Origin of the sequence: Citrobacter sp. wls718 (assembly GCF_005280945.1) — a bacterium.
Taxonomy (GTDB): Bacteria; Pseudomonadota; Gammaproteobacteria; order Enterobacterales; family Enterobacteriaceae; genus Citrobacter; species Citrobacter gillenii.
Map to the genome: position 1 here is coordinate 259,956 of NZ_SZWV01000068.1, position 12,758 is coordinate 272,713.

The 12,758-nt window shown below is 52.4% G+C and carries 10 protein-coding genes and 1 pseudogene; 3 read left to right on the plus strand and 8 right to left on the minus strand.

Annotated features, from left to right (window positions below; translation table 11 throughout):
- The 3 genes from FDW95_RS23845 to pncB form a co-directional block, all read right to left on the minus strand.
- Positions 1–387 (minus strand): porin (locus FDW95_RS23845; RefSeq protein WP_249359095.1); only part of this gene is annotated, 387 nt, incomplete at its 3' end.
- Between the two features lie 617 nt (positions 388–1,004).
- Positions 1,005–2,405, minus strand: a complete 1,401-nt coding sequence (asnS, locus tag FDW95_RS13860; protein WP_115258932.1) for an asparagine--tRNA ligase — start codon at positions 2,403–2,405, stop codon at positions 1,005–1,007.
- Positions 2,406–2,572: 167 nt separating this feature from the next.
- Positions 2,573–3,775, minus strand: a complete 1,203-nt coding sequence (pncB, locus tag FDW95_RS13865; RefSeq protein WP_115258931.1) for a nicotinate phosphoribosyltransferase — start codon at positions 3,773–3,775, stop codon at positions 2,573–2,575.
- A 265-nt stretch (positions 3,776–4,040) separates the two neighbouring features.
- Between pncB and pepN the strand changes: the two genes are divergently transcribed.
- Positions 4,041–6,653: an aminopeptidase N gene (gene pepN / locus FDW95_RS13870; RefSeq protein WP_115258930.1), complete on the plus strand. Its 2,613-nt coding sequence runs from the start codon at positions 4,041–4,043 to the stop codon at positions 6,651–6,653.
- 104 nt (positions 6,654–6,757) lie between these two features.
- On the opposite strand, the gene ssuB is transcribed toward pepN, so the two are convergent.
- From ssuB to ssuE, 5 genes are read right to left on the minus strand one after another with little or no spacing between them, the layout of a single operon-like run.
- Positions 6,758–7,525 (minus strand): aliphatic sulfonates ABC transporter ATP-binding protein, encoded by a 768-nt coding sequence (gene ssuB / locus FDW95_RS13875; RefSeq protein WP_115258929.1) that lies wholly within the window; start codon positions 7,523–7,525, stop codon positions 6,758–6,760.
- Complete coding sequence (gene ssuC / locus FDW95_RS13880; protein ID WP_137363528.1) at positions 7,522–8,313, minus strand: aliphatic sulfonate ABC transporter permease SsuC; 792 nt, start codon at positions 8,311–8,313, stop codon at positions 7,522–7,524. Before ssuC ends, ssuB begins: the two co-directional genes overlap by 4 nt.
- Before the next feature lie 11 nt (positions 8,314–8,324).
- Positions 8,325–9,470, minus strand: coding sequence for an FMNH2-dependent alkanesulfonate monooxygenase (gene ssuD / locus FDW95_RS13885; protein WP_115258927.1), 1,146 nt, complete (start codon positions 9,468–9,470; stop codon positions 8,325–8,327).
- Positions 9,467–10,441 carry a sulfonate ABC transporter substrate-binding protein gene (locus FDW95_RS13890; protein ID WP_115258926.1) on the minus strand — a complete coding sequence of 325 codons (975 nt, stop codon included), beginning with the start codon at positions 10,439–10,441 and terminating at the stop codon, positions 9,467–9,469. Before FDW95_RS13890 ends, ssuD begins: the two co-directional genes overlap by 4 nt.
- Positions 10,434–11,009: an NADPH-dependent FMN reductase gene (gene ssuE, locus FDW95_RS13895; RefSeq protein ID WP_115258925.1), complete on the minus strand. Its 576-nt coding sequence runs from the start codon at positions 11,007–11,009 to the stop codon at positions 10,434–10,436. Before ssuE ends, FDW95_RS13890 begins: the two co-directional genes overlap by 8 nt.
- Positions 11,010–11,252: 243 nt before the next feature.
- Here ssuE and pyrD point away from each other — a divergent pair, with 243 nt between their 5' ends.
- Both pyrD and zapC read left to right on the plus strand, forming a co-directional pair.
- Positions 11,253–12,263 carry a quinone-dependent dihydroorotate dehydrogenase gene (gene pyrD / locus FDW95_RS13905; RefSeq protein ID WP_115258924.1) on the plus strand — a complete coding sequence of 337 codons (1,011 nt, stop codon included), beginning with the start codon at positions 11,253–11,255 and terminating at the stop codon, positions 12,261–12,263.
- Positions 12,264–12,428: 165 nt separating this feature from the next.
- Positions 12,429–12,758, plus strand: a pseudogene (zapC, locus tag FDW95_RS13910) (cell division protein ZapC); the annotation flags it as partial.

The following is a 12,758-nucleotide window of genomic DNA, read 5'->3' on the forward strand; positions in this document are numbered from 1 at the left end:
GTAGCCCAGTGCATCGTAAACGATACCGTAGTTACGACCGTAATCGAAAGAACCTGCGTCGCCATATTTCAGACCCGCAAAGGCCAGACGGGTTTTGTTGCCGTTCTGAGCGTCACTGCCGCCTTCAGAATTGTTACCGGCAAAGTTGTATTCCCACTGACCGTAACCAGTCAGATCGGCATTAATCTGAGTTTCCCCTTTGAAACCAAGACGAGCATAAGTCTGATCGCCATCGTCACCAGCGTTGTCAGTAAAATAGTGCAGACCCACGGTTTTACCGTACAGATCCAGCTTGTTGCCATCTTTGTTATAAACTTCTGCAGCGTTAGCTGCCCCGGCTACCAGCAGAGCAGGGATAACCACTGCCAGAATATTGCGCTTCATCATTATTTATTACCCTCATCGGTTTTTATATGACACCTGCCACTGCCGCCAATAAATTCCGTCAATCAAAATTTACGGAACTATTGATGAGAGTTTGGTGTCTTTATGTGTCTGACAGGCATCTTTCCATTCAAACAACCGTTTCGCTACCGTCAAAGTGCTACAAAGATAAAGATTTGGTTTCAAAAAGAAAAAATGTGTAACCAAATGTTATTTTTATGCAACTTTGTGAACAACTTCAAACTTCAGTTGTCTCCGCGCTAAAAAACAGCACTTTCATTTCTATTTATATGATTTTCTTATATTTAATTATCATAACGGCGTTTTTCTGTGCGAATAATGTAAAGTTCGATTTTTACAGTTGACTATTTTTAGCCATCCAGAATGCCATGCGAGTGGTTAAAAAATGGTCTATTTAATCAGGAAATGCTAATCCACAATAAAAGGGCTGATTATTTTTTGTTCATATGTATTGCAGAGAAACATTACGTAACAGGACAAATGGAGTAAGAGGTTGTATTCAGGGAGAATGGCGAGTCTGTCTTAAGTGAAAAAACGGTGTATGGGCGATGGATATAAAAAAGGCCAGCAATGCTGGCCTTTGGCAGAATCATTCAGGATCAGAAGCTGGCGTTACGCGGTGTACGCGGGAACGGAATAACATCACGCACGTTTTGTACGCCAGTAACGTAGGCTATCAGACGTTCAAAGCCCAGACCGAAACCAGAATGCGGAACGGTGCCGTAGCGGCGCAGATCGCGATACCACCAGTAATCTTCTTTGTTCAGCCCCATCTCCAGCATACGCGCATCCAGCACGTCCAGACGTTCTTCACGCTGGGAACCACCGATGATCTCACCGATTCCTGGAGCAAGTACGTCCATTGCCGCGACGGTTTTACCGTCTTCGTTAAGGCGCATATAAAACGCTTTAATGTCTTTCGGGTAATTTTTAACCACTACCGGCGCTTTAAAGTGCTCTTCCGCGAGGTAACGTTCATGCTCGGAAGACAGGTCCACGCCCCAGTAAACCGGGTTCTCGAACTTTTTACCGCAGTTTTCCAGAATGCTTACCGCGTCGGTGTAATCCACCTGCGCGAAGTCAGCCTCAATGAAACGCTCCAGGCGTGAAATCGCGTCTTTGTCGACACGTTCAGCGAAGAATTTCATGTCATCTGCACGCTCATTCAGTACGGCTTTGAACGCGTACTTCAGCATGGCTTCAGCCAGACCCGCAACATCGTTCAGATCGGCAAACGCAACTTCCGGCTCCAGCATCCAGAACTCAGCCAGGTGGCGGCTGGTATTGGAGTTTTCTGCACGGAAGGTCGGTCCAAAGGTATAGATTTTGGACAGGGCACAGGCGTAGGTTTCGCCGTTCAGCTGACCTGAAACGGTCAGGAACGCTTCTTTACCAAAGAAGTCTTTATCGAAATCGACTTTACCCTGATCGTTACGCGGCAGGTTTTCCAGATCCAGCGTTGAAACGCGGAACATTTCACCGGCGCCTTCGGTATCGGAAGCGGTGATCAGCGGAGTGGATACCCAGAAGAAACCCTGCTCGTGGAAGAAGCGATGCAGCGCTTGCGCCAGCGTATGACGAACGCGCGCGACTGCACCAATCATGTTGGTGCGCGGACGCATATGCGCCACTTCACGCAGGTACTCAATGCTGTGACGTTTAGCGGCCATTGGGTAGGTATCAGGATCGTCAACCCAGCCGGTCACTTCAACTTCGGTTGCCTGGATTTCAAAGTTCTGTCCCTGTCCTGGAGACGCAACGACTTTACCCGTTACGATAACCGAGCAGCCCGTCGTCAGACGTAATACGTCTTGATTGTAATTGGGCAGAGAATTATTGATGACGGCCTGTACAGGATCAAAGCAGGAACCGTCATAAACGGCGAGGAAGGAGATGCCAGCTTTTGAATCTCGGCGGGTACGCACCCATCCGCGCACGGTGACTTCGCTGTCAACGGCTACGCGGCCCTGGAGTACGTCGGCTACAGGCACTACGCTCATAATAGTCTCTCTGTTAATAGTCGGATATATAAACACATGTCCACCCGTAAATGGGGGGGATACCTATGTTACCTGGCATCTGCAATCAGACAAGCAGAATTCGTAGCTGGAGTGAAAGATTTCGGAAATAAACGCGAAAAGGGAGTCGAAACGACTCCCTGGAGAGATTAACTGGCTTTTTTGATATGCGGAAGATCGAAGGCTTTGCGCAGCGCGCGGACAAACGCTTTATCATGGCAAATGGTTTTACCCGGGCTGTCGGACAACTTCGCCACCGGTTTGCCGTTGCATTCGACCAGCTTGATAACGATATTCAGCGGCTTGACCTGAGGAATATTGCAGGTTAAGCGCGTGCCAATCCCAAAACTCAGCTGCACGCGAGAAGAGAAGTGGCAATACAGTTCGATTGCTTTCTTCAAATCGAGATTATCGGAGAACACCAGCGTTTTGCTCAGTGGATCGATACCCAATTTCTCGTAATGCGCGATGGCTTTTTCACCCCATTCCAGCGGATCGCCAGAGTCATGGCGCAGACCCTGATAGCGGGTCGCAAACTCAACGCCGAAATCGCGTAAAAAGGCGTCCATGGTGATGCAATCGGTCAGCGCAATGCCGAGTTGATTAGGGTACTCGTGCAACCAGGCGGCAAGTGCGACGCGCTGACTGGTGGCAAGTTCAGGGCTAATTTGTTGATGAGCCTGGAACCATTCGTGTGCCTGAGTCCCCATTGGAGTTAATGACAGGCGGCGGGCGAGATCGTAGTTACTGGTGCCCACAAACCATGGCTCTTGCTGGAGACGTTTAACAATCGCCTGCTGCACGTCACGAGAAAAACGACGGCGCGTACCAAAATCCATCAGATGGAAGCGGGACATATCGACATCTTTCGTTAAAGCAGAGAATTCGACTAGTTTGCCTTCCAGTTCATCCAGCGCCTGCGGCACCCCAACTTCTGGCGAACGGTAGCGGTGCACCAGCTCGCTAATCACTGCCAGCAGCGGGACTTCCCACATGATGACTTCACGCCACGGGCCGGTTAAACGAATATTCAGCTTACCGTTATCGTTGGTGATGCATACCTGCTGCGGGTTATAGCGGAAATCGCGAAGCCAGCTGAGGTAATCAGCTTTAAAGAAAGGCAGGCCGGAGAGCCACTGGTACTCGTCCTCCTGCAGTTGCAGGTGCTGCATAGCATTCACCTGCTCGCGAATAGAATCGGCATAAATACCGAGCAGGTCATCGCCACGGCAACGAAATTCAGCCGCTACTTGTACATCATAGTAGTGGTGAAAAACGGCTTGCTGCATATGCAACTTATAAGCATCTGTATCCAGCAGCGAGTGCAGAACAGGAGAAGCGAATTGTGTCATAGGTGCGCAGTAGCATCCTCTCACGGGAGCGTTTAGTACAATAAACAACTAAGAAAACCGCTGGAGTATACCCTGTTTAGCGATTTATTGAACCCCGATCACACCATAAGCTGACTTTCTGGTCGAGGGCAATTCGTGCCTCGTGTTATATAAATGTAGCAAAAAGGGTGTTTGTGCCTGAAAAGATGAACATTCTGCGTAGCGCGATTTACGCAACAGGAATAGACTGAACCCGAGACTCTACCATAGATGCTAAAGGTTTTTTATGACACAACAGCCACAAGCCAAATACCGCCACGACTACCGTGCGCCGGATTACCAGATTACTGATATTGATTTGACCTTTGACCTGGATGCTGAAAAAACCGTGGTCACTGCCGTGAGCCAGGCTGTCCGTTATGGTGCGTCTGATGCCCCTCTGCGCCTGAATGGCGAGGATCTGACCCTGGTGTCAATCCACGTGAACGACGAACCGTGGACAGAGTATAAAGAAGAAGAAGGGGCGCTGGTCATCAGCCACCTGCCGGAACGTTTTACGCTGCGTATCGTGAATGAAATCAGTCCGGCGACGAATACCGCACTGGAAGGCCTGTATCAGTCCGGCGAAGCGCTGTGCACGCAGTGCGAAGCGGAGGGTTTCCGCCATATTACCTGGTATCTCGACCGTCCTGACGTGCTGGCACGGTTTACCACTAAAATTATCGCCGATAAAACCCGCTATCCGTTCCTGCTGTCTAACGGTAACCGCATTGCTCAGGGCGAGCTGGACAACGGTCGTCACTGGGTACAGTGGCAGGATCCGTTCCCGAAACCATGCTATCTGTTTGCCCTGGTAGCCGGTGATTTCGATGTTCTGAGTGACACCTTTACCACCCGTTCCGGGCGAGAAGTGGCGTTAGAGCTGTACGTCGACCGCGGCAATCTGGATCGCGCACCGTGGGCGATGACCTCGCTGAAAAATTCTATGAAGTGGGATGAAGAGCGTTTTGGCCTTGAGTATGACCTCGATATCTACATGATTGTCGCGGTGGACTTCTTTAATATGGGCGCGATGGAGAATAAAGGTCTGAACATCTTTAACTCCAAATACGTGCTGGCGCGTACCGATACCGCCACCGACAAAGATTACCTCGATATTGAGCGCGTGATCGGCCACGAATACTTCCACAACTGGACCGGCAACCGTGTGACCTGCCGCGACTGGTTCCAGTTGAGCCTGAAAGAAGGCTTAACCGTGTTCCGCGACCAGGAGTTTAGCTCCGACCTTGGCTCTCGTGCCGTTAATCGGATCAGCAACGTGCGTACCATGCGCGGTCTGCAGTTTGCCGAAGACGCCAGCCCGATGGCGCATCCTATCCGCCCGGATAGTGTCATTGAGATGAACAACTTCTATACCCTGACCGTGTACGAAAAGGGCGCAGAAGTGATCCGGATGATCCACACCCTGCTGGGTGAAGCGAATTTCCAGAAGGGAATGCAGCTCTATTTTGAGCGCCATGATGGCAGCGCAGCGACCTGTGATGATTTCGTGCAGGCGATGGAAGATGCGTCTAACGTCGATCTCTCGCATTTCCGCCGTTGGTACAGTCAGTCCGGTACGCCGATTGTGACCGTACGTGATGACTATAACCCGGCCACCGAACAGTACACGCTGACGATAAGCCAACGTACGCCGGCTACACCGGATCAGGCAGAAAAACTGCCGCTGCATATTCCTTTTGCCATTGAGTTGTACGACAACGAAGGCAAAGTGATCCCGTTGCAAAAAGGCGGGCATCCGGTGAATTCTGTGCTCAACGTCACCCAGGCGGAACAAACCTTTGTCTTTGATAACGTCTACTTCCAGCCGGTTCCGGCGCTGCTGTGCGAATTCTCTGCACCGGTAAAACTGGAATATAAATGGAGCGATCAGCAGTTAACCTTCCTGATGCGTCACGCGCGTAACGATTTCTCTCGTTGGGATGCGGCGCAAAGCCTGTTGGCCACCTATATCAAGCTGAACGTTGCTCGCCATCAGCAAGGGCAACCGCTGTCGCTGCCGGTGCACGTGGCTGATGCGTTCCGTGCCATTTTGTTGGATGAGAAAATCGATCCGGCGCTGGCGGCAGAAATCCTGACGCTGCCTTCGGCGAATGAAATTGCCGAGCTGTTTGAGATTATCGATCCAGTGGCGATTACCGACGTGCGCGAGGCGTTAACCCGTACGCTGGCTGCCGAACTGGCAGATGAGTTCCTGGCCGTGTATAACGCCAACCATCTTGCAGAATACCGCGTTGAACATGGCGATATTGGCAAACGCACGCTGCGTAATGCTTGTCTGCGTTTCCTGGCTTTCGGCGAAACGCATCTGGCAGATACCCTGGTGAGCAAGCAGTACCGTGAAGCCAATAACATGACTGATGCGCTGGCGGCCCTGTCTGCGGCGGTAGCGGCGCAGTTGCCGTGTCGCGATGCGCTGATGCAGGCGTATGACGACAAGTGGCATCATGACGGTCTGGTGATGGATAAATGGTTTATCCTGCAATCCACCAGCCCGGCGGACAACGTGCTGGAAACGGTACGCGACCTGTTGCAGCATCGTTCCTTTAGCATGAGCAACCCGAACCGTATTCGTTCTTTGATTGGCGCTTTCGCGGGCAGCAACCCGGCGGCGTTCCATGCGGAAGACGGTAGCGGTTATCAGTTCCTGGTCGACATGCTGACCGAGCTGAACAGCCGTAACCCGCAGGTGGCCTCACGTCTGATTGAGCCGCTGATCCGCTTGAAACGTTATGATGCCAAACGCCAGGCGAAGATGCGTGCGGCGCTCGAGCAACTGAAAGGTCTGGAGAATCTGTCCGGCGATCTGTTCGAGAAGATAACCAAAGCGTTAGCCTGAGACGTTGACCTGTCGTTTTGTAGGCCGGAGAAGGCGGTAAAGCCGCCATCCGGCAAAATGCCCGGTGGCTCAAACGCTTACCGGGCCTACAATGTCCTGAATGTTTATCCATGCAGTCGGATTGACTGTTCTGCCTCGCCACGCTGCATCACCCGATTCAATACTTCTGCTTCCAGTTCTGCCAGGCGCACTGAACCTGGTCGGCGTGGACGTGGAATATCTACCGTCAAATCCAGACCAATTTTTCCATCTTCAATCAGCAACACGCGATCGGCCATCGCCACCGCTTCGCTGACATCATGGGTGACCAGCAGTACGGTAAATCCCTGCTTTTGCCACAGCGAGACAATCAAATCTTGCATTTCCAGACGGGTTAACGCATCCAGCGCGCCCAGTGGTTCATCCAGCAACAGTAATCCGGGACGATGAATCAGTGCCCGTGCCAGCGCCACGCGCTGTTTTTGCCCACCGGAAAGGGCGGCAGGCCATTCCTGCGCCCGATTTTCCAGCCCAACAGACGTCAGCGCATCCCGGGCTGCATCTTGCCAGTGGCCATTAAGGCCCAGTCCTACGTTATCAATGACTGATTTCCACGGCAGCAGGCGTGCGTCCTGAAACATCATTCGCGTATCATGCTGAATATCTGCCAGCGGCGCGGTGCCGGCGAACATTTCCCCTGAGGTGGGCGATTCCAGACCGGCCAGCAGACGCAGCAGGGTACTTTTCCCGCCACCGCTGCGGCCCACCACGGCAACAAATTGCCCCGCTGGAACAGGCAAATCTAGCTGATTGAGCACCGTATTGGCGCCGTAGCGTTTTGTTACGCCGCTTAGCAGTAGCGGAATTCCCTGATTTAAACGCGTGGTATTCATACGGTGACCTCCTTCGCATGGTAAGCCGGGTTCCAGCGTAGCCAGCTACGTTCCAGTAGTTGCGCGCTGATGTCGGCCAACTTGCCGAGCAGGGCGTAGAGAATGATGGCCACCACGACCACATCCGTTTGCAGAAATTCGCGGGCATTCATTGCCAGGTAGCCGATGCCAGCGTTCGCTGAAATGGTTTCCGCCACGATAAGCGTCAGCCACATCAGCCCAAGGGAAAAACGTACGCCGACCATGATCGAGGGCAGAGCGCCGGGCAGGATCACATGGATAAACAGTGAAATACCGGATAACCCATAGCTGCGAGCCATTTCCACCAGCCCGCGATCGATATTGCGGATCCCGTGCCAGGTATTGATGTAAATCGGGAACAAGGTACCCAGGGCAACGAGAAAGATCTTGGCGGATTCATCAATACCGAACCACAAAATGACCAGAGGGATCAGCGCCAGATGCGGTATGTTACGCAGCATCTGCACCGAGGTGTCCAGCAACCGTTCCCCCCAGCGTGACAGGCCGCTTATCAGCCCCAACGTCAGGCCAATCGATCCGCCAATAGAAAAGCCGATCGCTGCCCGCCAGGTGCTGATCGCCAGATGCTGCCAAAGCTCGCCGCTGACGGAAAGCGTCCAGAAAGCTTCTACTACACCTTCTGGAGAGGGCAGGATGCGGGTGGACAGCCAGCCCATGGATGATGCCAGCTGCCAGAGCGCCACCAGACCAATCGGTAAAAACCACGGAGCAAAGCGTAGTAACCACTTATTTTGCGGCGTTGTCATCATCGGGCTCCTTAGCGTTGCGCGACGCTACGCGGAATAAATTCGTTCGCCACGGCTTCACCTTGTTGATGCAGGCGTTGCGGCTGCGGTATTTCTGGGATCGAGACATCCAGATGCGGGAACAGTAGCTCGCCGACCTTGTACGCCTCTTCCAGATGTGGATACCCGGACAACACAAAGCTGTCGATACCTAGCGCGGCATACTCATTAATCCGTGCCGCCACCGTTGGACCATCCCCCACCAGTGCGGTCCCGGCCCCGCCACGTACCAGTCCAACGCCCGCCCACAAGTTCGGGCTAATTTCCAGTTGGTCGCGCTTGCCGTTGTGCAGCGCCGCCATTCGGTGCTGGCCCACAGAGTCGGTTCTGGCGAAAGCCGCCTGGGCTTTGGCAATGGTGTCATCATCCAGATGGGCAATCAGGCGATCCGCTGCCTGCCATGCCTCTGCGGTGGTTTCGCGCACAATCACGTGCAGGCGAATGCCAAAACGGATCTTACGCCCAAGCGCTGCTGCTTTTGCCCGTACTTGCTCTATCTTTTCTTTCACCAAGTCGGGCGGCTCACCCCAGGTCAGGTAGAGATCAACCTGCTCTGCGGCCAGTTCCTGCGCGACGTCGGAAGACCCGCCGAAGTACAGTGGCGGATGGGGTTGTTGCACGGGCGGGAAAAAGAGTTTTGCTCCACGGACGTGAATGTGTTTACCGTTAAAATCCACGGTGTCGCCCTGTAGCAAGCGTCGCCATACCTGGGTAAATTCAGCGGAGGCTTCATAACGCTCAGTGTGATCGAGAAAAACACCATCACCTGCTAACTCTTGTGGATCGCTGCCGGTTACCAGATTAAACAGCGCCCGACCGTTGGACAGTCTGTCGAGCGTCGCCGCCTGGCGTGCCGCCACCGTGGGGGACGTCACGCTGGGGCGCAGCGCGACCAGAAATTTTAACCGCTGGGTGACCGGGATCATTGAGGCGGCAACCAGCCAGGCATCTTCACAGGAGCGGCCTGTCGGGATCAGTACCCCGGTAAATCCCAGGCGGTCGGCCGTTTGCGCGATTTGTTGCAGATAACCATGATCGACCGGGCGTGCACCTTCTTCTGTTCCCAGATAATGACCGTCACCGTGCGTGGGTAAAAACCAGAACATGTTCAGACTCATAATTTTGCTCCTGTCTGCTGAGTGGGTTGCCAGATTCGCTGGCGAATGTCGATTTTTTTCGGCACCAGCCGATTGTCATAAAACAGATCGGCAGTTTGTTGCTGCAATGCGGCAACAGAAGCACTGACGGGCGTAATGGAGGTTGGCGGGCGATGGTCCAGATAGGACGCTATGACCGGCTCAGGTAGCCCCATCGTTTTCGCCAACAGGGTGATGCTCTGCTGGCGTTGGCTGAGTGTTAAGGAATCGGCCTGGCTGAAGGTGTCCAGCACGCCAGGAATAAATGCGCTGTTTTTCTCGGCATAAGGGCGTGCGGCGAGATAAAACGATCCGGTCTGTTTAAGGTCGGTACCGTCTTTGAGTACGCGTACATCACCCTGCAGCAAGGCGGCGGAGTAGTAAGGGTCCCAAATTGCCCATGCATCCACATTCCCCTGTTGGAAAGCGGCACGCGCATCGGCGGGCGTCAGATAGGTGGCCTGGATATCGGTAAACTTCAACCCGGCCTGCTGCAGGGCCCTCAACAGCAGATTGTGCGCGCTGGAGCCTTTCTGGAAGGCGACTTTATGCCCTTTAAGCTCTGCGACGGTGTGGATGGGGCTGTCTTTCGGTACCAAAATCACTTCCGCATGCGGTTTTGGCGGTTCGACGCCGACATAGACCAGATCGGCCCCGGCGGCCTGAGCAAAAATCGGCGGGATATCACCAGTGCTGCCCAGATCGATGCTGCCGATATTGAGCGCCTCCAGCATTTGCGGGCCGGCTGGGAACTCTACCCAGGAGATTTTTGTTTGCGGGTAGCGTTTTTCCAGCAACTGATGGCTTTTAGCCATCACCATGCTGACGCTGCCTTTCTGATAGCCAATGCGCAGGGCGTCTGGCGCGGTCTCTGCGGCGTGAACCAGCGTGGATAAAGACAGCAGTCCGGTCAGAGCTAGCCACGATGTATGGCGTTTGAGTAAATTAAGCATGGGCGGTACCCCGCAGCGTGTTCACATGCACAAATTGGACATCACGACGCTGCAACGCCTGCCAAAAGGTCTCGAGTGCATTGTCCAGGCGTAATTGCAGGTTCGGCGTAAACTGCGGCTTATGTTGATAATCAATAACCTGCGAATCATCGGCGAAAACGCCGTGCAGGATCTCCTGGGCCTTCAGTGCGCTGAGTACTGGTTTCAGGGCGTAATCGACGGCCAGTAAATGTGCCACGGTGCCACCGGTGGCCAGTGGCAACACGACTTTGCCTTCCAGTGCACGTTCGGGGAGCAGGTCAAGCAAGGTTTTCAATGCGCCGGAATAGGCCGCTTTGTAGACCGGCGTGGCGACAATCAGTCCGTCTGCATCCTGCAACTGTTCGATAAACGTCTTCAGTGCCGGACTGTCGAAGCGCGCATAGATCAGATCCTCGGGCTCAAAATTGTGCAGATTCCAGTGATAGACCTCGACATCCTGTCCATGCAGTTTTTCTCGCGCATATTCCAGTAGGGCGCTGGAGCGAGAGGGGAAGCGTGGGCTACCCGCCAGAGTGATAACGCGCATATTTATATTCTCTCCTTATAACCAAACATTCGTTTTTATTTAACATTGATAACAATTTGTGCAGTCTGGCAGAGAGATTTTGTTTATCGAAATGATTTATGCGGGATAGAAAAGCTGAAAACTGCATAAAAGGAGGAGAAGAAAGAAAACGTTTGCGTTTTATTGCCGCAGGTCAATTCCCTTTTTGTTCACGATCGCACATAATACGCCCCCGGTTTGCACACCGGGAATCCAGGAGAGTTCATGTACTACCCCTTCGTTCGTAAAGCCCTTTTTCAGCTCGATCCAGAGCGCGCTCATGAATTGACATTCCAGCAATTACGTCGCATTACGGGCACGCCGCTCGAAGCGCTTGTCCGCCAGAAAGTACCGGCAAAACCGGTGACCTGCATGGAGCTGACGTTTAAGAATCCGCTCGGTCTTGCCGCCGGGCTGGATAAAGACGGGGAGTGCATTGATGCACTCGGTGCAATGGGGTTCGGCTCAATTGAGATAGGCACCGTGACGCCACGTCCTCAATCGGGTAATGATAAGCCACGTCTTTTCCGTCTGGTTGACGCAGAAGGTTTGATCAACCGCATGGGCTTCAATAATCTGGGCGTTGATAACCTGGTAGAGAACGTTAAGAAATCACATTTTGACGGCATTCTCGGCATTAATATTGGTAAGAATAAAGATACTCCGGTAGAAAACGGCAAAGATGACTATCTGATTTGTATGGAAAAAGTCTATGCTTATGCTGGCTATATTGCGATTAATATTTCCTCACCTAATACGCCAGGGTTACGCACGCTGCAATACGGCGAAGCGCTGGATGATTTGCTGACGGCAATTAAAAATAAGCAAAACGATCTCCAGGCGATCCACCATAAATATGTTCCGGTGGCGGTAAAGATCGCCCCGGATCTTTCTGAAGAAGAACTGATCCAGGTAGCCGACAGTTTAGTTCGCCATAATATTGATGGCGTCATTGCCACCAACACCACGCTCGATCGCTCCCTGGTACAGGGAATGAAAAATTGCGATCAAATGGGTGGCCTGAGTGGTCGACCGTTACAATTAAAAAGCACCGAAATTATTCGTATGTTGTCCCGGGAATTAAAAGGGCAACTGCCGATTATCGGGGTTGGCGGTATCGACTCAGTCATCGCTGCGCGTGAGAAAATAGCCGCAGGGGCTTCCCTGGTTCAGATTTATTCAGGCTTTATTTTTAAAGGCCCGCCGTTGATTAAAGAAATCATCACCAATATCTGAATACTACCTTAATCACAAACCAGGGCTTTATTTCTGGCCCTGGTTGTTTTATATTCCTTTACTGTTGCTTATTTAAACATTCTGAGCTTTTATTATTAGGGCAATAAACGAAGCGGCAAAAGGATACTGTCGTAACGACGATGATTAAGGAATGGAGAGATACTGATGCGAATTAAACCCGACGATAACTGGCGCTGGTATTATGATGAAGAGCACGATCGTATGATGCTCGATTTAGCCAATGGCATGTTATTTCGTTCGCGTTTTGCGCGCAAAATGCTCACACCCGATGCATTCTCTCCGTCCGGTTTTTGTGTTGATGATGCCGCGCTTTATTTTTCTTTTGAAGAAAAATGCCGTGATCTGGATTTAGCCAAAGAGCAAAAAGCGGAGCTGGTACTCAATGCGCTGGTGGCTATTCGTTATCTAAAACCGCAAATGCCAAAAAGCTGGCACTTTGTGGCGCACACTGTTAGGGAAGGTGCGAACAAGTTC